This is a genomic window from Fodinicola feengrottensis, from assembly GCF_039530045.1.
Lineage (GTDB): Bacteria > Actinomycetota > Actinomycetes > Mycobacteriales > HKI-0501 > Fodinicola > Fodinicola feengrottensis.
In genome coordinates this window covers 116,911-139,806 of the sequence record NZ_BAAANY010000042.1, presented here as the reverse complement: position 1 = coordinate 139,806, position 22,896 = coordinate 116,911, and the positions used below count along the sequence as shown (strand labels likewise).

Here is a 22,896-nt window from a genome sequence, read left to right as displayed (position 1 = left end):
GGTAGCCAAACTCAGGTGATGTCGCGGCGCAGCGTGGTACGGGTCGCGACGAGGGTGAGTGCGGCGACGTAGGCCAGGAAGAGCGCGGCGCCGGCCCAGATCGGGAGCAGGTCCACACCCGGCAGGTGCCAGCCCAGGAGAGCCTTCTCGGCCCCACTAGGCAGCCATTTCCCGACCGCTGGCAAGAAGAAGACCAGCAGGAACTCGGCGTAGTAGAACCATCCGAAGGCCAGCGACACGGCGACGATCTGTTGGCGTACGAGCGCGCCGATGGCCAACCCCAACAGCGTGTAGAGCGTGCTGCCCACCACGCATCCCACCAGGATCGCCGGCACGTCCGCCTCGAAGACCTGCTTGCCGGCGGAAGCCAGGGACACGGCCGCGGTGACCGCGGTCGCCGCCGCCGCGACGGCCGAGATCAGCAGACCGGTCAACGCGTACGCGACCGCCTTGGCGGCCAGCACCCGCTCGCGTACGGGCGACGCCAGGAAGGCCCAGGTCACGGTCTGGTGCCGGTATTCCCCGGTGGTCCCGAGGATGCCGAAAATCAGCAGAAACAAGTAGCTCTGCTGTGCCATCTGGTAGATCCCGGCGATCCGGTCGTGCGCCGTCTCGCCGGGGCTCGGTTTCAGCACGAAGACATCAAGGATCGTCCATAAGACACAGAAAATCACCGCGCCCGCGGCGAGGATCCAGCTGCTGCGGACCGAGCGGATCTTCAAAAACTCGGCGCGTACGAGATCGTTCACCGGGCCACCGCCGCCCGGGTCAGGTCCAGGAACGCCTGCTCCAGGCTGCCGCCGGCGGTCAGCTCGGCCAGCGTGCCGGTCGCCAGCAGCCGGCCGGCGGCGACGATCACCACGTGATCGGCTACCTGCTCGACCTCGGTGAGGACGTGGCTGGAGACCAGTACGGTCCGGCCCTGGCCGGCGAGATCGCGTAGGAACGATCGCATCCAGTGCATGCCGTCCGGGTCCAGTCCGTTGCCTGGCTCATCGAGAATGAGCAGGTCAGGACGGCCGAGCAGAGCAGTGGCCAGGGCCAGCCGCTGCCGCATACCCAGCGAGAAACCGCCGACCCGGCGGTCCGCCACCGAGGTCAGGTCCACCTCGGCCAGTGCCTCCTCGGCGCGCTTGGCCGGCAGCCCGCCGGCCGCACAGTGCGCCAGCAGGTGTGTACGGGCCGACCGGCCGGGATGGAAGGCGCTGGCCTCCAGCACCGCACCGACGGCCCTGAGCGGGTCCTTCAGGTCGCGGTACGGCCGCCCGGCGATCGTCGCGGAGCCGCTGGTCGGTCGTACCAACCCGAGGATCATCCGCAGCGTCGTGGTCTTGCCGGCTCCGTTGGGGCCCAGAAATCCGGTGACCGCGCCGGGCTGGACGGTGAACGAGAGGTCGTCGACGGCTCGTACCCGCCCGAAGGTCTTGCCGAGGTGCGAAACGGTGATTGCTGTCATGGCAATGACGATGGCGAAACCGGCCGCTTAGCACGTGGTCCCGCGAGTGGACTTCGCGACGCGACCGGGTGGACTCCGTCTCCACCCGTGATCCGATGGGCGCCCCGGGCGCGCCGCCATACTGTGAGTTGTGGCATTCAAGGTCCCGCGGCTGCGTCCGGCCCTACTGACGCTTGGGCTGGTCTACGGGTTGGTCGGCGCGGCCGCCGCGGCGATCCCGCCGTACGAGGTGCGAGGTGTGCGCGGAGCCGCCGCGGTCGTGCTGCTGACCGCGATCGCGACCCTCGGGTACGGCGGTGGAGTGCTCGGCCCGGCGCGCTGGAAGACGGTCTTGTTGCTGGTGGCGACGGTGGCGGCCAGCGGCCTGAACGTGATCAGTCCGTACACCGGACTGGCCTTCGCTTTCACCCTCCCATGGGTGGCGGCGGTGGTGGTCCGGCTGTGGAGCCTCGTGGTGGTGTCGCTGGTGGGCGTCGCGGTCACCAGCGTCACGCTGTTCCTCGGTGGCGTGCCGGAGTCGACGAATTTCGGCATCACGATGGGTCTACTGTTTACCGGTGCCTTCGCGGTGGCCATCGAACAAGTGGTGGCCGCTCGCCGGCAGACCGAGATCGCGGCCCGGGCCCGGGCCGGCGAGGCGGTGCTGGCCGAGCGGCAGCGCCTTGCCCGCGAGATGCACGATCTGCTGGCGCACACGCTGTCCGCGCAGATCGTGCATCTGGAGGGCGCTCGGCTTCTTATGGAACACGGAGATCGGCAGGAACAGGCTCTGCAGCAGGTGACCCGGGCGGTCCGGCTGGCTCGCGACGGGCTGGATGAGACCAAACGCGCGCTGGAGGCGCTGCGCGGCGATGATCTGCGGGTGACCGACCGGTTGGAAATGCTGGCGGGCGAGTTCCGTGCGGTCAACGATGGGCAGTTGGCGCTGGACATTGCCTTGGAACCGGAGTCGCTGGCCGCCGAGGGGCGGTGGGCGATCGTACGGACGGCCCAGGAGGCGCTGACGAACGTACGCAAGCACGCGGCCGGCGCGAGCGTCGCGGTCCGGCTCCGCTGCGTCGGCACGTGGTGCGAGCTGGAGGTCACCGATTCCGGCGGCCGGCCCGGCGACCTCGCGGACACCGGTGCCGGCTTCGGCCTGACCGGCATGCGAGAGCGCGCCGAGCTGATCGGCGGGTCGCTGCTGGCCGACCGGTCCGGCGATGGCTTTCGGGTACGCCTGCGGGTGCCGCTGGGAGACCCCGGATGACCGGCCCGGCCCGGGTCGTGGTGGTCGACGACCAGACCGTCGTACGCGAGGGGCTCGTACTGATCCTCGGGCTGCTGGCCGGTGTCGAGGTGGTCGGCACCGCGGCGGACGGCGAGCAGGCCGTCCGGCTGGTCGCCGACAAGCAGCCTGATGTCGCCCTTATGGACCTGCGGATGCCGCGGATGGACGGCGTGGAGGCGACTCGGCGGATCCGTACGCACCATCCGGGCACCCAGGTGGTGGTGCTCACCACCTACTCCGACGACGAGTCGGTGTTGGCCGCGCTGCGGGCCGGCGCCCGCGGCTTCCTCACCAAGGACGCGCATCCGGACGAGATCGCCCGCGCGATCTGGGTCGTACGAGACGGGGACGCGCAGTTCGATCCGGCCGTGCAGCGCCGGCTGGTGGACGCGCTCGCGGCCGCCGAGCCGGTCGCGCCGGACGGCCTGACCGCCCGCGAGGTGCAGGTGCTGGCCATGATCGCGGCCGGCAAGTCCAATGTGGAGATCGCCGCCGAGCTGTTTATTTCCGCCGCTACCGTCAAAACGCACATCAACAACCTGTTCGCGAAGGCTGGCCTGCGGGACCGCGCGCAGGCCGTCGCCTACGCCTTCGCGCATGGTCTCAGCGATCCGCAGCCGCCGCCCCGCTCGCGCTGAACCTGTTCGTCTGGAACATTTTCGTAACACCGGACGTGGCACGATGCGGCGCGGGAGGAATCACTGGATGCGCGTACTTGTCGCTGAAGACCAAACCGTGTTGGCCGATCTGGTGGGGGAGGGGCTGCGCCGGGAGTCTTTTGCGGTGGACGTTTGCTATGACGGTTTAGCGGCTGACGAGCTGCTCACGGTGAACGCGTACGACGTGGCCGTCCTGGACCGCGACCTGCCCGGCCGGGGCGGCGACGAGCTGTGCGCTGGCATTGTCGCGTCCGGCGGCTTCACCAGGGTGTTGATGCTGACCGCCGCGGCCAGTCTCGGGGAGCGGGTGAGCGGGCTCAACCTGGGCGCCGACGACTACCTGACCAAACCGTTCGAGTTTCCCGAGCTGGTGGCGCGGATCCGGGCGCTGGGACGGCGTTCGCATCGGGCCGTACCCGCCGTCCTGACAGCCGGTGACGTGGTCCTGGACCCGGCCCGGCACACGGTCAGCCGCGCCGGAATGGACATCCGGCTGTCGCCGCGGGAATTCGGCGTACTCGAAGTTCTGTTGCGGTCACAGGGAAACGTGGTGAGCGCGGAGGATTTGCTGGAGCAGGTCTGGGACCTGAACGCCGACCCGTTCACCGGCACGGTCCGGGTGGTGATGTCCCGGCTGCGGACGAAACTGGGAACGCCGGCGGTGATCCAGACCATCCCCGGAGTCGGATACCGGATCTGACCGGCGGCTGGCGAGATCCGCCAGCCGCCCGACGGTCAGTGCTGTTTTAGTAGCGCTGGTACGAAAATGGCTGCGTCAATGGTGCCCCATCCGGACACCACGTCGAAACCTGGGGTAGCCGCGAATCCGGGAACGTCACCGTAGTTGTTGTTTCCGGTCGTCACGTCGACAATGCCGGCCTTGAGGCCCTTCGGGCCGAGCTGGTAGAGCTTGCGGTTGAGGTCCCCAAGGGGCTTGCCGTGGTTGGACTGGGTGGCCAGCGCCAGTACGCCGGCGAAAAGCGGCGTCGCCTGGGACGTACCGCTGATGCCCTCCATCGAGATGTCCGGGATGGACCGCTGGTTGCCGCCGATGATTTTCTTCACCCCGGCCTGGAAAGCGGGCCGCTGGAAGACCTTGGACAGACCCCCGCCGGTTTCCGGCCAGACCGTGTCCGGCGTCGTACGGGCGCCGGTGGAATCCAGGTGCAGCACGGTGCCGCCGATCGCGGTCACCAGCGGATCCGAGGCCGGCCAGCCGACCGCACGGAACGGGTAGACATCCTGGCACTGGTACGCCGAGTTGACCGTGTTGCTGGTCGCGCCGCAGTCACCGGTCGCGGCGACCACCGGCACGCCGGCCAGTTTGGCCCGCCGCAGGGTCGGATCGAGCGTCTTCATCGCGTTGATCGGGGTGAAGGTGTCCTCGGTGGCGGACAGGCTCATCGAGATCACCTGGGCGAGCTTCTTCCTGACCAGGTAGTCGATCGCGGTCATCATCTCGGGCAGCCCGACCAGGCCCTGCGTCTCGTTCACCGGAGTGGCCGCGACGATGATTTTGGCCTGCGGCGCCATCAGGTGAATCATCATGACGTCGAGGTCGGTCTCGCCGATCCAGTCCCGGCAGCCGTTGGTCGGTGCGGTCTGGTCGTTGCAGGTCGGCAACGGCCCGGCCGGAGTGAGTGTTTCGACATCGGCTGGCGGTAGCCCGTGCGAGGCGTCGAAGGTGTCGATCACCGACTTGATATCGGGATCGCCGAAGGACACGATCGTCGCCACGCTGGTGCCCAGGCCGGTGATGCCCTTGTTCCACAGGCCCTGCACGCCGTACGCCTTGACCTCCCGCGGCAGCTGACTGGCCGCTTGGCTCATCAGCCTCGCGCGGTCGGCCGGGGTGGCGCCCTGGCCGACCTGGTGCGCGAGCTGACTGAGATGCGCCTTTTGCTGCGTTTGGGTGGCGGCCGGGCTCGGCGGCGGTGCGGCGCTGGCCGGCGCGCCGGCCAGGCTCAGGGCCACCACGGTGGCGGCCAACCCGGCCAGCGCGCTGGTCGTACGACGGTGCTGAGTCACTCTGGGCCCATCCTCTACTGGTCGTCGGCGACTGCGGGCGACTTTACGGCCACCTTTGTCCAGGACGAACAGTGTGCAAGGATTTTTAAGAGTCCAATAAGGGACAACTATTGTCCGGCCGCCAAAACCGTGCTCGGCGCGAGTTTGGCGGCCCGGGCCGCCGGAAACCAGCCGGCGATGGCCCCGGCTGCCACCGCCGCGCCCAGCCCGAGACCCAGCGCCGGCCACGGCAGTTGCGGCGGCCAGTGGCTGATCAGCGCGTAGCAAGTGCTGACCCCGAGGCCAAGCACGATGCCGAACACCCCGCCGAGTCCGGAAAGCAGAATCGCCTCGGTGAGGAATTGGGTACGGATCTGCCCTCGCCGCGCGCCCAGCGCCCTTCGCAGGCCGATTTCCGGGGTTCTCTCCAGCACCGAGATCACCATCGTGTTGGCCACCCCGACACCACCCACCAGTAGCGCGATCGCACCCAGCCCAAGGAAGAGCTGGACGAAGGTCGCGTCCGCCGACAACTGGGCGGCGAGCGCGTCCGACGGCCTACTCACCGTGACCTGACTGGGATTTTCCGGGTTGACGCTCTGCGCGAGGACGTTGCGTACGTCCGCCACCGAGTCGTTGTCGCTGCGCTCGTACACGGTCGTGGGGTGGCCGTCGAACCCCAGCGCGCTGCCGGCGATGTCCCAGCCGACCATCGCGGCCCAGTCCAGGTCCGGCGCCAGCGTGATCGGCGCGAGAATGCCCACCACGGTGAACCATTTGCCGCCGAGGTAGACCTGCACACCCGGAGCGTCGATGCCGAGCTGACGGGCCGCTTGAGCGCCCAGCACGACGGCCGGGAAATGCGCGGTGGCCGGGTTCAGCCAGACGCCTTTGGCGAGATGACCGGAAATAGTGCCGAGCAGGTTGAGTTTGACCGCGGTGACCTTGATGTTCCCGCTCGCCAGCCGGTTGATTTTGTCGTTGCGGTAGACATTCGCGTTTTCCACGTTGCCAATCGCACTGGCGGTCTGGACGGGACCGATCCGCTGGACCATGCCGACCGCGTCCTTGGGCAGTTTGGCGTTGCCACCGAAAATGTCCTTGCCGGGGCCGACGGTCAGCAGGTTGGTGCCGAGTTGTTTGAGCTGGTCGTTGAGTTTGGCGTGGCTCGCGGTGCTGATGCCGAGCACCGCGACCATCGCGGCCACCCCGATCCCGATGCCCAGCGCGGAAAGGATGGCGCGGGTGGGCCGCCCGACCAGGCCGGCGAGCCCGGCCCGGATGAGATCGACGGGTGCTTGCCGGGCCCTGCCCGGAATCTCGGTCACGCTGTGGCTGGTCGCCGTCCGCAGGGCACGGCCTGGCATGTCGGTCACTGCCGCCTCCCGCTGTCGTGCCGCACTTCGCCGTCCAGGATCGCGACTGTACGAGGCATCTCCTGCGCGATGGCGTGGTCATGGGTGATGACCGCGATGGTGGCCCCTTCCGCGTTCAGGTCATGGAAAAGTCCGAGGACACCGCGACCGGACGCGGAGTCGAGCGCGCCGGTCGGCTCGTCCGCGAGCAGGATCGACGGCTCGCCGGCGAGCGCGCGGGCGATCGCGACCCGCTGGTTCTCGCCGCCGGACAGTTCCCGCGGCCGGTGCGTGAGCCGGTGGCCCAGGCCCACCCGGTGCAGCGCCTCGGTCGCCCTTCTGCGTCGCTCAGCGGGCCGGATTCCCTGATACAGCAAGCCAGCGGCGACGTTTTCCACCGCCGACAAATACGACGTGAGGAAGAACCGCTGGAACACGAAACCGACCCAGTGCGCTCGTACGGCCGACAACTGCCGGTCCGGCAGGTGCGCGACATCGTGGCCGTTGACGCGTACGACACCCTCGGTCGGATGGTCCAGCGTGCCCATCATCTGCAGCAATGTTGACTTGCCGGAGCCCGATGGTCCGACCACGGCGAGCAGTTCTCCGGACTGGATGCGCAAAGAAACCGAACGCAGTGCGCGTACGTCGCCGGGATATGTTTTGCTGACCCCGGAAAGCTCGATCACCGGTGTCATTCGGCGGCCACCGTGATCTTCATGCCCTCGGTCACCCCGGCGCCGGAGACCTCCACCCGGTCGCCGGCGTACATGCCGGTGGTGACTGGGACCAGTCGCCGGCCAGCCGGCGTCACCTGCTGGACGGCGTACCCGCCCTCGGCCAGCGCGAGCAACGCAGACACCGGCACGGTCAGCACCTTTTCCTTGTGTTCGGCGACAAACAGCACCTGTACGGGTGCTTGGTCCAGCACTGTCCCACCTGCGCCCAGGGTGATCGTCACCGCGACAGTAGGCCCTGAGTTGGAGTCCGGACCATTGGGTGACGGAGTCGTCGCGATCGCACCGACCGAGGAGATCTTTCCCGGGACATTGCTGCCGTCCGGCATGGTCACCGTCACCGCACCGCCAGCCTGCGCCTCACTTTGCTTGTCCACCGGCATTTTCACGGTCACCACCCGCTGTGTCCCGGAGGCGTCGAGGATTTTTCCCTGCGCGGGCTGGCCCAACACGCCACTGACCCCGGTCACCCTCAGGTCGCCGGACTGCAACACCACCGACGCCGGATCGATCCGACCGGTTTCCGGGACAGCCAAGGATTTCTGCCACTTCTTGACTGCGGTCGTGGTGGCGTCGGTGAATTCCTTGTTCGGCGTACGGTGGAAATATCCGAGGTCGGACAGGTTCTGTTCCAGCTCCTTCACGTCCACGCCGTCGCTCATGCCGGCCGCGAGGGGCCGCCAGAACGGGGTGGATCCGCGCAGCAACGGGACCGGCTGGTTATTCACCCGATAAACCGTTTCGCCCTGGCCAATCACCTTGCCCACCGAAGGTAACCAGGTGATGATCCCAGCGCCGGCCGCGGACACGGTGAATCCGCCGCCGTAGCCCAAGGTTCCGGCCACGCTGTCCTGTCGTACGAGATCCTGCCTGGTCACCGCCGTGGTCGGCGCCGCCAGCGGCTGGTTGTTGGCCGCGCTGGCCCCTTGGTCCCGGGTGGCGATCAGCACGGCACCGCCAGCGCCGGCGGCGACCACCGTTCCGAGGGCCGCGAAAATGACATTTCTGCGCGTCGTCATTTGCCGGTCGCTTCTTTCTCACATTTCTGGAAAGTTGGCGCGTCCTTCTCGTCGATGGTGGTGCCTTCACGTGGGTCGTCGGAGACCTTGATGCCGTGGGCACGCAAGCACTTGTTGAACTTCAACCGCACCTGCGGATCGCTCATCGTGCCGGGCCCGCTCGGCGGTGGCGGCGGCGCGTACTTCTGGCACGCCTCGTAGGCCTTGGTGGTCTTGTCGCCGTCCTCGCCGGCCGGGATCGCCTGGGTCGCGCCGGCCGGCATTTTCGGGTCCGGGTCGGGCATATCGACACCATGCGCGCGCATGCAGCCGGAGAACTTCAAGGCCCGCTGATAAGCGTCGGTGGGCACGTCGTTGCCGCTGTTACCGGTCGCGTTCGCGCTGGGAGTGCCGACCGAGGCCACCGGCGTCTTGGATCCGCCGCCGCAGGCCGAGAGTGTGACCACCGCGACGGACAGGACGACGAGAGTGGAAATCCGAATGATCTTCATGTTGGGATTTCTAGTCGCGATGGCGTTACAGCGACGTTTCGATAGATGGGAACGTTAGTGAAACATCGGACATGACAGCATCGGAGCAGTCACGAAAAGGAGAGTGCCGATGACCGCGCGTGCTCGGCTGGTCCTGGCCTTCGGGGCCCTTTATGTCGCCGGCGGCATCGCACTGATCGCCGCCATCTATTTCCTCGTCCAAGCCAACCTGGTTCACCAGCTGAGCGACACGATCATGGTGGCGGCTGTCAAGGCAACGCCCGGAGACTACACGGGCTATCAACCGACTTATCCGACCTACCCGGCAGTGCCGGCCGCCCACGGGATCGCGCTGGCCCACGTTGCGGAGGCGTCCGGGCAGACTGTGCTGACGAAGCTGTTGCTGACCTCCGGGTTGTCGTTGCTGATCATGACGATCCTGTCGCTGGTCATGATCTGGTGGTTGTCTGGGCGGGTTCTGCGGCCCGTGCACGAGATCAGTGCGTTGGCCCGCCGGCTGTCGTCGCAGAGCCTGCATGAGCGGATCGAGATGGGTGGCCCGAAAGACGAGCTGACGGAGTTGGCGGACACTTTCGACGCGATGCTGGAACGGCTGGAACGGTCCTTCGAGAGCCAGCGCAGGTTCGTCGCGAACGCCTCACACGAGTTGCGTACGCCGGTGGCCGTGCAGCGAACGGCGATCCAGGTCGGGCTGGCCGATCCGACCCCACGGCAGCTGGTGAAGACCAGGGAAAGCCTGCTGGAAGCGAACCGGCGGATCGAGCACCTGCTGGACAGCCTGCTGGTGCTGGCCCGCAGCGACCGCGGGCTGGACCACCGCGAGCCGGTCGACCTGACCAAGGCCGTTGATCGCCGGATCTCCGTACACACGGCGGCCGCGGCGGCGCGTGGGGTCGAGATCGAAGCGAGCCTGGACGACTGTTGGGTGGCTGGCGACCCGGCGCTGTTGGATCAGCTCGTGGACAACCTGGTTGGGAACGCGATCCGGCACAACGTGGACGGCGGGCACGTCGCCATTCGTACCAGCCAGGACGACGGCCTGGTCGTCAGCAACAGCGGCCCGAATGTGCCGGACGAGCTGGTGGGCAGGCTTTTCCAGCCGTTCCAGCGTGGCGACGGTCGGACGATCGCGGCCGGCAGCGGTCTTGGACTGTCCATTGTGGAGTCGATCGCACACGCGCACGACGGCACCGTCCAGGCCAGCCCGCGTCCCACCGGCGGTCTGGACGTCACCGTGTCGCTGCCGGCCGCGCCCTCGTGAGAACCGACCCGCCCCGGTGGTGGCGGCGGGTCGGTCGTACCGGCGTCAGAGCCGGCGCAGCACCGTGACGACTCGGCCGAGGATGGTCGCGTCGTCGCCGGGGATCGGCTCATACGCAGGGTTGTGCGGGATCAGCCAGACGTGGCCCTCGCGGCGGCGGAACGTCTTGACGGTGGCCTCGCCGTCGATCATCGCGGCCACCACGTCGCCGTTCTCGGCCACCGGCTGCTGCCGGACCACCACCCAGTCGCCGTCGCAGATGGCCGCCTCGATCATCGAGTCACCGGCCACCTTCAGCAGGAACAGTTCGCCGTCGCCGACGATCTCGCGGGGCAGCGGGAAGATGTCCTCGACGGCCTGTTCGGCCAGGATCGGGCCGCCGGCCGCGATCCGGCCGAGCACCGGCACATAGGTCGGGGTGGGCCGCTCGGTGACCTCCGCGGTGCCGTCGGCGCTGGCCACCGCGCCGAGCCGGTGCGGGCTTCGCACGTCCACCGCGCGCGGCCGGTTCGGGTCGCGGCGCAGGAAGCCCTTGCGCTGCAGCGCGGACAGCTGGTGCGCGACGCTGGACGGTGAGGCCAGGCCGACCGCGTCACCGATCTCCCGGACGCTGGGCGGATAGCCGCGGCGCTCCACCGAGTCGCGGATCACCGCGAGGATGCGGTTCTGCCGCTGCGTCAGGCCGGCCGGGTCCGGCGGGCCGTCCGGGAAGGTGCTGACCTTGTTCTCGGTGCTCGCGGCCTTCGCCTGCGGCTGGACACTGTCGTCGGACACCTTCGCGGTCTTGGCCGGCCCCTTGGACCCCTTGCTGGCGCGTCCTGTCTTACCAGCGGCCCGTGTCTCGTTCGACACCGTGTCCTCCCACGCTCGTCAATAGCCGACTCACGCCGACTCACCGCCATCGACCGGTCATCGCCGCCGCCGGTGAGCGCTCACCCGCGGTGCCCGCGGCGGCGCCCACAGCTGCGGGCCACCGGCTCGATGGCTACCGGCGGACCCGACGCTAGCCACCCGTACCGACAATTTCAAACATCTGTTCGAAGACACGCCGGGCGGCACTCGATTTTGTCGCACCCTCCTGGTAGACAAACCCGAACAGCTGTTCTATCGAACGCGCGTTCGGGTTCACGGTCTGGCTGAGTGGAGTGAGACGGCATGACGGAGATGGCGACAACGGAGCTCACGGCGATCCGAGCCGGCCTGCGTGCGCTCGATCACCGAAGCGTCGCGAGGGTGACGGAGGATCCGATGACGATGACCAGCGAGGCGTTGGCTCCGGTGATCGAGCTGTTTCCGGGGCGGTTCTCGACGCAGCCCCTGGAACAGGTCGTGCCCGAGCTCGACCCGCGGGTGCGGGAGCAGGCGATGTGGCGGCACCCGGCCGGCAAGGGCCGCCGGGTGATCGTCGGGCAGCACGGCCGACGCACTGGGCGGCACCCGGGCCTGCGGCTGACCCGGCGCGGCCGGGCCGTGCTGGTGATCGCCCTGGTGCTGCTGGCCGCCGGCGCCGCCTTCTGGTCGGCCCGCGCGATGGCCGCCCAGGAGAACCCGTCCAGCGCACCGGCGAGCGTTGTGGTCCAGCCCGGCCAGTCCCTGTGGTCGATCGCCGTGCGATATGACCCGAGCCGCGACCCGTCGTCGGTGATTCGCGATATCCAGCGGCTCAACGGGCTGTCCGGGTTGACGGTGTGGGCTGGGTATCGCCTGGTCCTACCGCCTCGTTCTGCTTAGTTTTTGGCTGGTTTGGCTCGAAGGTCACGGGCGGCGGTTGCCTCTGAGGAGAGGTAGATCCCGCGCTGCTCACTTGGTGAGTTGGGTGTCGTTTCGTACGGGCGCGGTGGGTTGGGCTGGTTCAGTGCCCCGTTTGTTCCGTTGGGATGGTTGGCCCTTCGCGAGGGTGACGTTGTAGAGGTGACAAACCAGGGCATTCCACCGCCTACAACGTCACCCTCGGCTGGATTTTCGTCGAATGCGGGACTTTGTCCTGCGGTCGACGTCGAGTGTGAGGTTTTGTGCCGCGCTCGACGCTGGACCCGTTGCCGGTGGGGCTGATGTGCCTACCGAGGCGTCCCAGTCCCGCCTGCCGGGACGCTCGATGTTGATCTTGGTTAGTTAGCCCGTACGAAGTGGACATTTTGTCGATTTGTCCGATTCGTGCGGGCCAACTAACCAAGATCAACAAAATGTAGCGGTACATCGGCGTCGCGGGCGGTCGGGTCGGGGGATGTGGAGCGCTGATTGTGGGGCATGCGGGCGGCGGGGCGACTGGGGGAGCGGCGGGAAAAGTGGATGTCTGGAATGTCCGGTGTGTTGCGCGTGTCACCACTTGCGGTTGCGGCGGTCTCGGCATAGCCTTCAAACCCAACATCTAGTAGTTACATGCGTGTAAGTCATCCACAGCTAGTGGAGGGTTACATACACCTCGTGCACAGCTTCTGCACAACCTGTCCACACATTGCTCCACAGGACGGGGTTGGGCGGCGCTGAAGCGGGGTAGGTAGAGGAGTGGGGGAGGTAGCCGTGCGGTGTCCGTACTGTCGGCATCCGGAGTCGCGAGTGGTCGACTCGCGGGAGGCCGACGAGGGCGCGGCGATCCGTCGCCGGCGTTCGTGCCAGGAGTGCGGTCGGCGGTTCACGACGGTCGAAGAGGCTGTGCTGGCGGTGGTGAAGCGCAGTGGCGCGAGCGAGCCGTTCAGCCGGAACAAGATCATCAACGGGGTCCGGCGGGCGTGCCAGGGCCGGCCGGTGGATGACGACGCGTTGGCGCTGTTGGCGCAGCGGGTCGAGGACTCGGTACGGGCCACCGGCAGCGCCGAGATCGGATCGCACGACGTGGGGCTGGCGATCCTGGGCCCGCTCCGTGAGCTCGATGAGGTGGCCTATTTGCGCTTCGCGAGCGTTTACCGCGGGTTCGACTCGCTCGACGACTTCGAGTCCGAGATCGCCGCGCTGCGGACCGACCGGAGCCAGAAGCGCGGCGACCACGCCGTCGGCGCGCCGTCGCCGCGGCAGCCGGACGCGGACAGCGCGGGAGCGACCAGATGACCGCGGTGGATGGGGACAGAGCACGTGGGGACATAAGTGGAGCCGGCGGCGGCCAGGGCGCACAGCGGGGAGCGGTGGGCCGTCAGATCGGCGTTCGGGGCAGATTCCAGCGTAGAAAGGCAGGGGGGAACGTCATGACCGAGACGGTCGAAACCTCGACAGCTGGGGGGACCAGCGAGGGACCGGCGGATCGGAAGGGGGGCGCCGGCAAGGCCGGTACGACCGAACGCAAACGTTCGAAGGGTCTGAAGATCGAGCGCCTCTACACGAGCGCCGGCGTGCATCCGTACGACGAGGTCACGTGGGAGCGCCGGGACGTCGTGATGACGAACTGGCGAGACGGCTCGATCAACTTCGAGCAGCGCGGGGTGGAGTTCCCTGACGCGTGGTCGTTCAACGCCGTCAACATCGTGACCAGCAAGTATTTCCGCGGCGCGGTGGGGACCCCGCAGCGGGAGTCGAGCCTGCGCCAGCTGATCGACCGGGTGGTGCTCACGTACGGTAAGGCCGGCCGCGAGCACGGCTACTTCGCCACCGACGCGGACGCGGAGATCTTCGAACACGAGCTGACCTGGATGTTGCTGCACCAGGTGTTCAGCTTCAACTCGCCGGTGTGGTTCAACGTCGGTACGCCGTCGCCTCAGCAGGTCAGCGCCTGCCAGCCGTACGACGCGCTGGTCAGTTCACCAGCCGGCCTGATCCCGATTGGCCGCTTGGTCGACGATCAGGCGATCGGCGCCAAGGTGTTCGACGCGCACGGCGTGACCCGCGTCCTCGCGGTGAAGGCAAATGGTCGGAAGTCAGTTCTGCGCATCCACACCAAGGCCGGCCACGCGCTGGACGTCACTGCGGACCACCTGGTGTGGAAGAGCACTGGCGAGGGCACCGGACGGTTTGTCCAAGCCGGCACCCTCCAGCCCGGTGACCAGCTTGAATGGCACCGGCGCGACTCGTACGGCGAGGCCGAGATCGACCCGCGGGAAATCGCCGAGGCAGCGCTGGCCGGCTGGCTGCAGTCTGACGGATTCGTCGGCCAGTACGCCACCGGCACCAACCGGTCGCTCACCATCGAGGCAATGACTGTCACCGATGCGGAGCGTGCCTGGGTGGCCGATGCCGTCCGCCGCCTCTTCCCCGACGTGCACAGCCACGAGCAGAAGGTCGAAACTCAGGACAAGGTGATCGACTGCCGGCGCCTCCGCCTTTACGGCGAGTCTCTGCGGTCCTTTGTCGAACGCTGGCAGCTGTTGGTGCGCGGCCCGGCGATGGAGGTGCCGCCGCATCTCTACACGGCGCCGCTGCCGGTTGTCGCGGCATATCTGCGGAGCGTCTTCCAGGCCGAGGGCTATGTGTCGGCTCGGGAGCGCTCCACGCTGGTCGGCGTCGACATGGTCGGCGAGCAGCTCATTCGCGGTTTGCAGGCGCTGCTGGGCAGGTTTGGCATCTTCGCCCGGGTGAGCTTCAAGAAAGACGAGCGGCCGGGGCGCGGCGGCGGAATCTGGCACCTCGGCATCCAGTCAGCCGGCGACCGGCGGACCTTCGCCGACGAGATCGGCTTCATCGACCCGGTCAAGGCCGGCAAACTGGAGCGTAGCTTCGACCTGCCCGGTCTGCCGGCGAGAGAGACGAAGCGGCTGGAGATCGCCCGAATCGAAGATCGCGGAGTGTTGGATGTCTACGACATCCAGACCGAGAGCGGCGAGTATCTCTCTGCTGGCCTTCGTGTCCACAACTGTTTCATCCTGGCTGTGGACGACTCGATGGAGTCGATCCTGAACTGGTACAAGGAAGAGGGCCGGATCTTCAAGGGCGGCTCTGGCGCCGGCCTGAACCTGTCCCGGATCCGCTCGTCCAAGGAGCTGCTCTCTTCCGGCGGCACCGCGTCGGGCCCGGTGTCGTTCATGCGCGGGGCGGACGCGAGTGCCGGCACCATCAAGTCCGGTGGCGCGACCCGCCGGGCGGCCAAGATGGTCGTCCTGGACGTGGACCACCCGGACATCGAGGAGTTCATCGACACCAAGGCGCGCGAGGAGGACAAGATCCGCGCGCTGCGGGACGCCGGCTTCGACATGGAGCTCGGTGGCCGGGACATCACCAGCGTCCAGTACCAGAATGCCAACAACTCGGTCCGGGTGTCGGACGAGTTCATGACGGCCGTCCAGGACAGTGGCGACTTCGCCCTGCGCGCCCGTACGGACGGCCGGGTGATCGAGAAAATCGACGCGAAGGGTCTGTTCGCCAAGATGGCGAAGGCCGCGTGGGAATGCGCCGACCCGGGCATCCAGTACGACGACACCATCAACGACTGGCACACCAACCCCGAGACCGGTCGGATCACCGCGTCCAACCCGTGCTCGGAATATATGAGCCTGGACAACTCGTCGTGCAACCTGGCGTCGCTGAACCTGATGAAATTCCTGCAGAGTGACGGGACTTTCGACACCCAGCGGTTCGTACGGGCGGTCGAGTTCGTCATCACCGCGATGGATATTTCCATCTGCTTCGCGGATTTCCCGACCGAGGCGATTGGTGAGACCACCCGCGACTACCGCCAGCTCGGCATCGGCTATGCGAACCTCGGCGCGCTTTTGATGGCCACCGCGCACGGCTACGAGTCCGACGGCGGTCGCGCGCTGGCCGCCGCCATCACGTCGCTGATGACCGGTACGGCGTACCGGCGCTCAGCCGAGCTCGCCGGGATTGTCGGGCCGTACAACGGATATGCCCGCAACGCGGAGGGTCACCAGCGCGTCATGCGCAAGCACGCGGCGGCCAACGACGCGGTTCGGCCCTTTGGCGGTGACGACACCCAGATCCTGCGCGAGGCCACCCGCCAATGGCAGCAGGGCCTGAAGGTCGGTGCGGTCAACGGCTGGCGCAACGCGCAGGCCAGCGTGCTCGCGCCGACCGGCACCATCGGCTTCATGATGGATTGCGACACCACCGGCGTGGAGCCCGACTTCTCGTTGGTGAAGTTCAAGAAACTCTCCACTGGCGGCTCGATGCAGATCGTCAACCAGACACTGCAGCGGGCCCTGGAGGTGCTCGGCTACCAACAGGAGTCGATCGAGGCCATCGTCGAATATGTGGCGGAGAACGGTCACGTCGTCGACGCGCCCGGTCTGCGCACCGAGCATTACGAGATTTTCGACTGCGCGGTGGGAAAGCGGGCCATCTCGCCGATGGGTCACGTGCGGATGATGGCGGCCGTGCAGCCGTTCATTTCCGGCGCCATTTCCAAAACGGTGAACATGCCGGAGACGGCCACCGTTGCGGAAATCGAGAACATTTACTTCCAGGGCTGGAAACTCGGCATCAAGGCGCTGGCGATCTACCGTGACAACTGCAAGGTCGGGCAGCCGTTGTCCGATGCCAAGGCCAAAAAGGCCGAGGCGCCGGTGGTTGTCGAGGAGTCGTCCGAGCACCGGGCCGTGCGCAAGCGGCTGCCGAAGAAGCGTTCGTCGCAGACGATCTCCTTCTCGGTCGGTGGCGCCGAGGGTTATATGACCTCGTCGTCGTATCCGGACAACGGTCTCGGCGAGGTTTTCCTCAAGCTGGGCAAGCAGGGATCGACGCTCGCCGGAGTGCTGGACGCCTTCTCGGTGGCGATTTCGGTGGCCATCCAGTACGGCGTACCGTTGGAGACTTTCGTTGAGAAGTTCACCAACATGCGGTTCGAGCCGGCCGGCATGACCGACGACCCGGACATCCGGATCGCCAACTCGGTGATGGACTACATCTTCCGCCGGCTGGCGCTGGACTACCTGCCGTACGACAAGCGTGCCGACCTGAGCATCTTCACGGCCGCCGAGCGTACGCAGCAGTTGGATGCTGCCAGCACCGCCGCGGCTCCGGTCGCGGACACCGACGTCGACTTGGAGGGACTCGCCCAGTCCGCTCCGGTCAGCGCCCCAGTCGGTGCGATTCAGGAAGCGCCCCGCAGCGTCGGGTCGACCGCCGAGCTTTTGGAGGTCGTCCAAGGAAAGTCCGCCGACGCGCCACTGTGCATGACCTGCGGGACGAAAATGCGCCCCGCCGGCTCCTGCTTCGTGTGTGAAGGCTGCGGTTCGACAAGCGGCTGCAGCTGAGCTGATGGCGGCAGTGCCTGCCGCGCGCATCGACTTGCCGTCGACGGGGTGTCCAAAGAGCGGGCACCCCGGCGCCGGCAGTCGGTCGGCCTGACGGCCGACGCGGCGGTGGTTGAGTTTCGGCCGCAGGTGGTGGGGTGATTCCGCGGAATCACCCCACCACCTGCGTGTATTTAGAGGTGCCTTAGTACGACGCCGAGGATTCGGTTTGTTGCTACGTAGCCGAAGTGTCGGGAGTCGGTGGAGTGGCTGGCGTTGTCGCCGAGTACGACCAGCTGTGCCGGTGGCACGTGTTCCTCGTGGATGTGGTGTTGCGTTTCCTGGGGGACCGGATCGCCGGGCACGGCGGCGACGCGTTTGAGGATCCAGTGCGGTGGGCCGGCCGATCTCTGATCGGCGAAGACCACGACCTGTCCGACGCCGATCGCGCTCTTTCGCCGTAACAGCAGGCGATCGCCGTGCTCGTACGCGGGGCTCATGCTTTCGCCGCGCACGGTGATCACCGAGTATTGACCGCGCAACCAGAAAACTCCGCCAATGATCAACACGAGCAGCGCAGCTGCCGCGATCATGACGTCACCGCCAGATAACCTTCGGCCTGCAGGTTGAACAACCGCGCATAGTCGCCATCGGCGGCCAACAGTTCGCAGTGCGTGCCCTGCTCGGCGATCAGACCGTCGACGAGGACGGCGATGTGGTCGGCGCCGCGGATCGTACCGAGCCGATGGGAAATCAGCAGGCTCGTACGACCCGCTCGGATCTCCCGCAGCCGCGAGTGCACCTCGTGCTCGGCCTCAGCGTCCAGACCCGCGCTCGGCTCGTCCAGGATCACCAGGTCGCGGTCCTCGCGCAGAAATGCTCTGGCCAACGCGACCCGCTGCCACTGGCCGCCGGAGAGCACCACACCGGGGTCCCTGTCCACATCGGACTGGCTGCGAAAAGCCCTGGTCAACAACGTGTCGTAGCCGCGTGGCAAGGCCGCGATCGCGTCGTGCACACCGGCCCGTCGAGCCGCGAGTTCGATGCGGTCGGGATCGGCGATCGCCGACAGGTCGCCGATCGCGATATTGTCGCTCGCGCTGAAGTCGTACGCCACGAAGTCCTGAAAAACGGCCCCCATCCGGGTGCGCAACTCGCCGACCGGGATATCCCGGATATCGACTCCGTCCCACCGGATCTCGCCTCGAGTCGGATCGTAGAAGCGGCACAGCAGCTTCACGATCGTGCTTTTGCCGCCGCCGTTGCGACCCACCAGCGCGACGGTCGACTGGTGCGGCAGGAAAAGATTCACGCCGCGCAGCACCCAGGGATGTGCGTCGGAATAGCGAAACCAGACGTCTCGCAGCTCAATTCCCTTGCGCAACGCCGAAATCTCGCCCGGTTGGGACGGCTCTGGCAAGTCCGGCCCTGCCGATATCACCGCGTCGAAATGCTCGAACAGCAAAACCTGCTGGCGCACCCGGGCGGCGGCGCTGACCATTGCGCTGGTGGCGGACTGTACAGCCGCGGTCGCCGCGACAAACAGCGAGACATCGCCGACCGTGAGCTCCCCTGCGCCGGCGGCCATCAGGGCCCACACCAGACCGGTGCCGGCGATCGTACCGGCGAGCGCGATCAACCCGCCGTGGTGGACCAGCTCTTTCCGGTCCATGTCGCGACTGGTGGCGTTGCCGCGTCGGGCTTCGGTGATCATCCGTCCGCGCAACAGCGGGCCGAGCCCGAACAGTCGGATTTCCTTGGCCGCGGAGGCCATGCTCAGCATGCTCGCGTAGAACAGCTCGCGTCGCTGGATCGGCGTGAGCGTCAGTATCATTTCGGTACGCTGCTTGGCCAATCGCAGTTCGACCAGGAGAGCGGGTGCGGCCGCGGCCAGTACGACGAAGGTGAACCACGGGCTGATGATCGCGAGCGCGCCGACAAAACCGATCAGCGTCACACCGCCGCGCCCGACCACGAGTACCGAGTCGATCAGCTGACCCGGGCTCGTCGCGCTCTGTTCGGCCAGCCGCAAGCGGTCCAGAAACTCTGGATCCTCGAATCGTGACAGGCCGGTGAAACGTTCCACGGCCGCGAAAAGCGTGTCCTTGGCGCGCAGCCCCGCGCGGCGATCCAGCTCCGCGCGTAAATACTGGCCGAACTGCGGGTTGAGCGCGCCAACCAGTCCCCAGACCGCGATGCCGGTCGCCAGTGCGAGCAGCAGGCCAACCGGGCCTGGGGACACCAGTCGGTCCAGCGCCAGCTTGGTCAACCATGCCACGACCACCGAGGTAAGCCCGCCGAGGGCGGTCAACACGACATAGGCCACGAGGTGCCAGGGAGCCGACCGCCAGACCAGACCGGTCACCCGGAACGCGGTTCTCACACCAAGGCCGGCAGCCGGGAGAAGTTCGACGCGACCGAGGTGACCGTGCCATCCACGACCACACAGGACATTGGAAACGCTTGTACGTCAAACGCCTCGCGTACCCCCGAGGAAGAGCGATCCAGCGCAACTCTGGTGACCTTTTCCAGCGCCGCGGTGAAATCGGCGCCGTCGGAAAAGGTGGTATCGACCACGACAAGGACTCGCTCGCGGTTTCGCGCACCGGCCCACGCCACCAGGTCAGGCAGGTCCGTACGACAGGTTTCGCATTCAGGGGAGACGAAAACCACGGCCGTCGTACCCACGAACGATATCGGCTCACCGTCCACTGTGGACGCCGTGAACTCCCGGACCGGCTGGCCGACGACAGGAGCTTTCGCAGTGCCGCCGTTCTCGCTGACGAGGCGCTCGAGCGTCTCGGTGTGCTCTCGCAGCCTCCGGATCACCCCAAAGGTCAACACCAAGTCGAGCAGGCACAACGCACCGACCAGGATCCCGATCGCGATCAATACGGCCATTAGTTCCGCCTCGTCAGAAGATGCCGGAGTGGGACAAGCGGCTGGTAGCGCTGACGCCGAAGGCCGGTACGACCCCGACCGTCAGTCGAACGTTTGGCCGCGACACCTCATCGCGCGCGTCTGGCGCACGCGATGAGGTATCGCGGCTAGGACCGTACAACTAACACCGGTCCTCACTGAGCTGACAATCCCCGCAGCGGGTGTCGTGCAGTTCGTCCCACAGCTCGTACGCCTGGACGAGATACATGTGCGTGCCAAAGCCGCAGCCGCACTTGCGTCGCGTGCACACCACCGCGTCGGCGGTCATCCGGGGAACGACGCGTTCGAGCATCCGATCGCTCAGCCGCCCGATCCGTTCCTTGATTGTTGCCACCATGCCACCAGCTCTCTTTGTCGAGGTGCTGTGCTGAGCCCGAGCCCGCCGGCGGCGTGCCGGGATGGAGACAGCGCGAAATGTAGCCGCCGGCCGTTGGCAGTGCAATGCGCGTACGCCCAACCAAGGGAAGTTTCCGCGATCTTTGAGAAGACATGCCGGAAGGGTGGAGCTTTCCAAAGAAACATGCAAAACTGCCAAGTTTAGCGTTAAAATCAGGCGGCGAAATACTCGCCGACAGTGGTCCGTGCTCGCGGCGATCCGCGAGGCGGCGCAACGTAAGTACGTCACGTACTTGACGTACGTAGTGATGTGGTGCAGGCTTGGGGTTCACCGAATCCTGGAGGCGCCACGGTGAACGCGATTCACTACGACAGCTACTCGGATGCGCGGTCGCATTTGAAGGACCTGTTGGACGCCGCCGAGCGGGGGCGGCCGGCGACGGTGCGGCGTGAGTCCGCGCTGGCGGCGGTGGTTGATGCGGGGCGGATGCAGCATTTCCTGGTGTCCGTGGTGCCCGCTCGTGCCCAGGTCGTGGCGGAGGCGGATGGCTGGTCGGTGTTCCTGCCGGGCGTGCCGGTGGCGGCTGATGGCGGCACCTTCGATGAAGCGATCATGGAGATGGTCGACTCTCTGCGTGAGTATGCGGACGATTGGCAGGACCATCTCCTGGACGTCGCCAACCACCGGGAAAACTGGGGTTTGGTGCAGCTGATCAGCCTCAGTGACGACCAGCAGCTACGGGACTGGCTGGTGTCCGCGTCATCGTGACCAGCTGGCCGACGCCGAGTCGGGCGGACCATGAGCGGTCCTGCCGAACCGAAGGGTGGCGGCGGATCCGGGACGCGCGCGGGCGGGCCGGAACGCATCACGTGACGTACGAGCTGGATCTTCCGGACGGGCGGGTGCTGCGTACGCGCATTTCACACCCGCCGGATCGCAGCGCGTATGGGCCGAGCCTGTGGGGGCACATTCTGCGCGACCAGCTGCACGTCGATGAGACGCAGTTCTGGGCGTGTGCGCGGGACGGCGCAAGACCGGATCGTGGCATGCCCAAGCCGCCGGCGCAGGCGTTGCCGGCGGAGCTGGTGCACCTGCTGGTGCACAGGGCGGGCGTGGACGAGCGAGAGATCGCCCAGATGACGCTGGAGCAGGCGATGGAGCGTGTGAACCGCTATTGGGCCGAAGGCGGCTGACGCCAGCGATCCAGGACCTGGTCGATGGTGTCGCGGATGCGGTCGCGGGCGTCTTCTCGTGGGACGCCGGCCATCAGCAACGTGTCGTAGTCGGTGTTCTCGTGACGTACGGACGCGATGACGGCCAGCGTGATCGCCTGGTGGCCCAGTGCCCGTCCGGCCGCGCTGCGGCCGACCCGGCCGCTGCCGCGAGTGCCGGCGTGCAGGGCGATGGCGTCGGCGCGGGGCGCAGGGCATCCTGGGAAGAGCCGGCCGATCTCGGCGGCGAACTTCGCCTGGAACTCCACGTCCTGGCCGACGCGGCGCACTCGGTCGCGTTCGCGGCGGCGCTCACGCGCGTCCTCGTCGGCGAGGCATTGTTCCTCGGCGGCTTCCAACGCCGGCTCCTCGACCAGGATGCCCTGGCGTTCGTACCGCTTGCGGGAGCGGCTGAAACGTACGACCACGGCCGACAGCACGCTGGCTTTCTTCGCCCGCCTGGTCAGCGCCGCGTCGCCGGACGGCAGGAACGCCAGGTGGTCCATGTCCGCGCAGGTGAGGCAGAGTGGCCCCGGACCATCCATGATCAGCAGGTCGCCGGTGCCCGTACAGGTCCCGCATTCCCAGTCTTTGAGCGGCATGATCACCAGCAGGTCCGGCGCTTTGTTCTGTTTCGCCGTCAGCTGCTCCTGCTTGGCCTCGCTGAGGTCCGGGGAATTCCAATGGACGCGGAAGATCCGGTCGGTGTCGGCCGTGCCGTCGGCGACGAACCGCAGCTCGCGACGGTCACGAGTGGCCGCGACATAGGACGCCTCGGTGGCGATCAGGTTTTTGCCGATGGCCCATTCCCGCAGATATTCCAGCGCCGCCGCGAGTTTGTCGGGGCTGGTGGAGACCATCTCGGTGAAGAAGTCGATCCGACCGGCGCGCCAGGCGTCGATTTGGTTTCCCGAAGCCCAGCCCATCGCGTTCAGCACCTCAATCGGTGCCACGTACTTCTGCCGCTCCAGCGCGGTTTCGGCGGCGGCGACCACCCGGCTCCGCACTTTCGCGTTGCTCATCGCGATATTCCTCGAACCA

General features: G+C 67.1%; 22 protein-coding genes. 9 read left to right on the top strand and 13 right to left on the bottom strand.

Features of this window, described 5'->3' with window-relative positions; all coding sequences use genetic code 11:
* Nucleotides 1-11 precede the first annotated feature (11 nt).
* Both ABD301_RS38915 and ABD301_RS38910 read right to left on the bottom strand, forming a co-directional pair.
* Nucleotides 12-749 (bottom strand): ABC transporter permease, encoded by a 738-nt coding sequence (locus ABD301_RS38915; RefSeq protein ID WP_344315060.1) that lies wholly within the window; start codon nt 747-749, stop codon nt 12-14.
* Entirely contained in the window at nt 746-1,456 is a 711-nt protein-coding gene (locus ABD301_RS38910) for an ABC transporter ATP-binding protein (protein WP_163568324.1), read from the bottom strand. The genes ABD301_RS38915 and ABD301_RS38910 overlap by 4 nt, the downstream gene beginning before the upstream one ends.
* 130 nt (nt 1,457-1,586) lie before the next feature.
* On the opposite strand from ABD301_RS38910, the gene ABD301_RS38905 reads away from it, so the two are divergent.
* The 3 genes from ABD301_RS38905 to ABD301_RS38895 all read left to right on the top strand — a co-directional run bounded on the left by ABD301_RS38905 (nt 1,587) and on the right by ABD301_RS38895 (nt 4,085).
* Nucleotides 1,587-2,705, top strand: a complete 1,119-nt coding sequence (locus tag ABD301_RS38905) for a sensor histidine kinase (RefSeq protein WP_344315059.1) — start codon at nt 1,587-1,589, stop codon at nt 2,703-2,705.
* Nucleotides 2,702-3,364, top strand: a complete 663-nt coding sequence (locus ABD301_RS38900) for a response regulator (RefSeq protein WP_344315058.1) — start codon at nt 2,702-2,704, stop codon at nt 3,362-3,364. Before ABD301_RS38905 ends, ABD301_RS38900 begins: the two co-directional genes overlap by 4 nt.
* Before the next feature lie 67 nt (nt 3,365-3,431).
* On the top strand, nt 3,432-4,085 hold the full coding sequence (locus ABD301_RS38895) for a response regulator transcription factor (RefSeq protein WP_163568326.1): 654 nt from the start codon (nt 3,432-3,434) through the stop codon (nt 4,083-4,085).
* A 35-nt stretch (nt 4,086-4,120) separates the two neighbouring features.
* Here the strand turns inward: ABD301_RS38895 and ABD301_RS38890 are convergent, their stop codons facing one another.
* The 5 genes from ABD301_RS38890 to ABD301_RS38870 form a co-directional block, all read right to left on the bottom strand.
* Nucleotides 4,121-5,413, bottom strand: a complete 1,293-nt coding sequence (locus tag ABD301_RS38890) for a S53 family peptidase (protein WP_163568327.1) — start codon at nt 5,411-5,413, stop codon at nt 4,121-4,123.
* Between the two features lie 107 nt (nt 5,414-5,520).
* Nucleotides 5,521-6,759 carry an ABC transporter permease gene (locus ABD301_RS38885; RefSeq protein WP_344315105.1) on the bottom strand — a complete coding sequence of 413 codons (1,239 nt, stop codon included), beginning with the start codon at nt 6,757-6,759 and terminating at the stop codon, nt 5,521-5,523.
* A gap of 5 nt (nt 6,760-6,764) precedes the next feature.
* Nucleotides 6,765-7,445 carry an ABC transporter ATP-binding protein gene (locus tag ABD301_RS38880; protein ID WP_163568328.1) on the bottom strand — a complete coding sequence of 227 codons (681 nt, stop codon included), beginning with the start codon at nt 7,443-7,445 and terminating at the stop codon, nt 6,765-6,767.
* Entirely contained in the window at nt 7,442-8,503 is a 1,062-nt protein-coding gene (locus tag ABD301_RS38875; RefSeq protein ID WP_344315057.1) for a peptidoglycan-binding protein, read from the bottom strand. Before ABD301_RS38875 ends, ABD301_RS38880 begins: the two co-directional genes overlap by 4 nt.
* Nucleotides 8,500-8,994, bottom strand: a complete 495-nt coding sequence (locus tag ABD301_RS38870; RefSeq protein WP_163568331.1) for a hypothetical protein — start codon at nt 8,992-8,994, stop codon at nt 8,500-8,502. The genes ABD301_RS38875 and ABD301_RS38870 overlap by 4 nt, the downstream gene beginning before the upstream one ends.
* Nucleotides 8,995-9,103: 109 nt before the next feature.
* Here ABD301_RS38870 and ABD301_RS38865 point away from each other — a divergent pair, with 109 nt between their 5' ends.
* The gene (locus tag ABD301_RS38865) at nt 9,104-10,255 is read left to right on the top strand and encodes a sensor histidine kinase (RefSeq protein WP_344315056.1); all 1,152 of its coding nucleotides are present in this window, start codon (nt 9,104-9,106) and stop codon (nt 10,253-10,255) included.
* Nucleotides 10,256-10,300: 45 nt separating this feature from the next.
* On the opposite strand, the gene lexA is transcribed toward ABD301_RS38865, so the two are convergent.
* The gene (gene lexA, locus ABD301_RS38860) at nt 10,301-11,029 is read right to left on the bottom strand and encodes a transcriptional repressor LexA (RefSeq protein WP_163568395.1); all 729 of its coding nucleotides are present in this window, start codon (nt 11,027-11,029) and stop codon (nt 10,301-10,303) included.
* A 474-nt stretch (nt 11,030-11,503) separates the two neighbouring features.
* On the opposite strand from lexA, the gene ABD301_RS38855 reads away from it, so the two are divergent.
* The 3 genes from ABD301_RS38855 to ABD301_RS38845 all read left to right on the top strand — a co-directional run bounded on the left by ABD301_RS38855 (nt 11,504) and on the right by ABD301_RS38845 (nt 17,388).
* On the top strand, nt 11,504-11,986 hold the full coding sequence (locus tag ABD301_RS38855; RefSeq protein ID WP_344315055.1) for a LysM peptidoglycan-binding domain-containing protein: 483 nt from the start codon (nt 11,504-11,506) through the stop codon (nt 11,984-11,986).
* Between the two features lie 789 nt (nt 11,987-12,775).
* The gene (gene nrdR, locus ABD301_RS38850) at nt 12,776-13,300 is read left to right on the top strand and encodes a transcriptional regulator NrdR (protein ID WP_344315054.1); all 525 of its coding nucleotides are present in this window, start codon (nt 12,776-12,778) and stop codon (nt 13,298-13,300) included.
* A 134-nt stretch (nt 13,301-13,434) separates the two neighbouring features.
* Entirely contained in the window at nt 13,435-17,388 is a 3,954-nt protein-coding gene (locus tag ABD301_RS38845) for a vitamin B12-dependent ribonucleotide reductase (protein ID WP_344315053.1), read from the top strand.
* Between the two features lie 173 nt (nt 17,389-17,561).
* On the opposite strand, the gene ABD301_RS38840 is transcribed toward ABD301_RS38845, so the two are convergent.
* From ABD301_RS38840 to ABD301_RS38825, 4 genes are all read right to left on the bottom strand, one after another.
* Nucleotides 17,562-17,960: a S26 family signal peptidase gene (locus ABD301_RS38840; protein ID WP_163568334.1), complete on the bottom strand. Its 399-nt coding sequence runs from the start codon at nt 17,958-17,960 to the stop codon at nt 17,562-17,564.
* Nucleotides 17,957-19,750, bottom strand: coding sequence for an ABC transporter ATP-binding protein (locus tag ABD301_RS38835; protein WP_344315052.1), 1,794 nt, complete (start codon nt 19,748-19,750; stop codon nt 17,957-17,959). Before ABD301_RS38835 ends, ABD301_RS38840 begins: the two co-directional genes overlap by 4 nt.
* On the bottom strand, nt 19,747-20,268 hold the full coding sequence (locus ABD301_RS38830; protein WP_344315051.1) for a TlpA family protein disulfide reductase: 522 nt from the start codon (nt 20,266-20,268) through the stop codon (nt 19,747-19,749). Before ABD301_RS38830 ends, ABD301_RS38835 begins: the two co-directional genes overlap by 4 nt.
* Nucleotides 20,269-20,428: 160 nt before the next feature.
* Entirely contained in the window at nt 20,429-20,644 is a 216-nt protein-coding gene (locus ABD301_RS38825; RefSeq protein ID WP_344315050.1) for a hypothetical protein, read from the bottom strand.
* A gap of 351 nt (nt 20,645-20,995) precedes the next feature.
* On the opposite strand from ABD301_RS38825, the gene ABD301_RS38820 reads away from it, so the two are divergent.
* Nucleotides 20,996-21,412, top strand: coding sequence for a prevent-host-death protein (locus ABD301_RS38820; RefSeq protein WP_163568337.1), 417 nt, complete (start codon nt 20,996-20,998; stop codon nt 21,410-21,412).
* Nucleotides 21,409-21,837: a cytotoxic translational repressor of toxin-antitoxin stability system gene (locus ABD301_RS38815; protein ID WP_344315049.1), complete on the top strand. Its 429-nt coding sequence runs from the start codon at nt 21,409-21,411 to the stop codon at nt 21,835-21,837. Before ABD301_RS38820 ends, ABD301_RS38815 begins: the two co-directional genes overlap by 4 nt.
* Here the strand turns inward: ABD301_RS38815 and ABD301_RS38810 are convergent.
* The gene (locus ABD301_RS38810; protein WP_344315048.1) at nt 21,816-22,877 is read right to left on the bottom strand and encodes a DUF2293 domain-containing protein; all 1,062 of its coding nucleotides are present in this window, start codon (nt 22,875-22,877) and stop codon (nt 21,816-21,818) included. The two genes, ABD301_RS38815 and ABD301_RS38810, sit on opposite strands and share 22 nt — an antisense overlap.
* Nucleotides 22,878-22,896: the final 19 nt, after the last annotated feature.

What these genes read in the sequence shown, in the direction of transcription:
- ABD301_RS38900 (WP_344315058.1), top strand. Translation starts at nt 2,702, where the DNA reads ATGACCGGCCCGGCCCGGGTCGTGGTGGTCGACGACCAGACCGTCGTA.
- ABD301_RS38875 (WP_344315057.1), bottom strand. Translation starts at nt 8,503, where the DNA reads ATGACGACGCGCAGAAATGTCATTTTCGCGGCCCTCGGAACGGTGGTC.
- ABD301_RS38845 (WP_344315053.1), top strand. Translation starts at nt 13,435, where the DNA reads ATGACCGAGACGGTCGAAACCTCGACAGCTGGGGGGACCAGCGAGGGA.
- ABD301_RS38865 (WP_344315056.1), top strand. Translation starts at nt 9,104, where the DNA reads ATGACCGCGCGTGCTCGGCTGGTCCTGGCCTTCGGGGCCCTTTATGTC.
- ABD301_RS38885 (WP_344315105.1), bottom strand. Translation starts at nt 6,759, where the DNA reads ATGCCAGGCCGTGCCCTGCGGACGGCGACCAGCCACAGCGTGACCGAG.
- ABD301_RS38855 (WP_344315055.1), top strand. Translation starts at nt 11,504, where the DNA reads ATGACGATGACCAGCGAGGCGTTGGCTCCGGTGATCGAGCTGTTTCCG.
- ABD301_RS38870 (WP_163568331.1), bottom strand. Translation starts at nt 8,994, where the DNA reads ATGAAGATCATTCGGATTTCCACTCTCGTCGTCCTGTCCGTCGCGGTG.
- ABD301_RS38840 (WP_163568334.1), bottom strand. Translation starts at nt 17,960, where the DNA reads ATGATCGCGGCAGCTGCGCTGCTCGTGTTGATCATTGGCGGAGTTTTC.
- ABD301_RS38910 (WP_163568324.1), bottom strand. Translation starts at nt 1,456, where the DNA reads ATGACAGCAATCACCGTTTCGCACCTCGGCAAGACCTTCGGGCGGGTA.
- ABD301_RS38825 (WP_344315050.1), bottom strand. Translation starts at nt 20,644, where the DNA reads ATGGTGGCAACAATCAAGGAACGGATCGGGCGGCTGAGCGATCGGATG.
- ABD301_RS38880 (WP_163568328.1), bottom strand. Translation starts at nt 7,445, where the DNA reads ATGACACCGGTGATCGAGCTTTCCGGGGTCAGCAAAACATATCCCGGC.
- ABD301_RS38830 (WP_344315051.1), bottom strand. Translation starts at nt 20,268, where the DNA reads ATGGCCGTATTGATCGCGATCGGGATCCTGGTCGGTGCGTTGTGCCTG.
- ABD301_RS38810 (WP_344315048.1), bottom strand. Translation starts at nt 22,877, where the DNA reads ATGAGCAACGCGAAAGTGCGGAGCCGGGTGGTCGCCGCCGCCGAAACC.
- ABD301_RS38895 (WP_163568326.1), top strand. Translation starts at nt 3,432, where the DNA reads ATGCGCGTACTTGTCGCTGAAGACCAAACCGTGTTGGCCGATCTGGTG.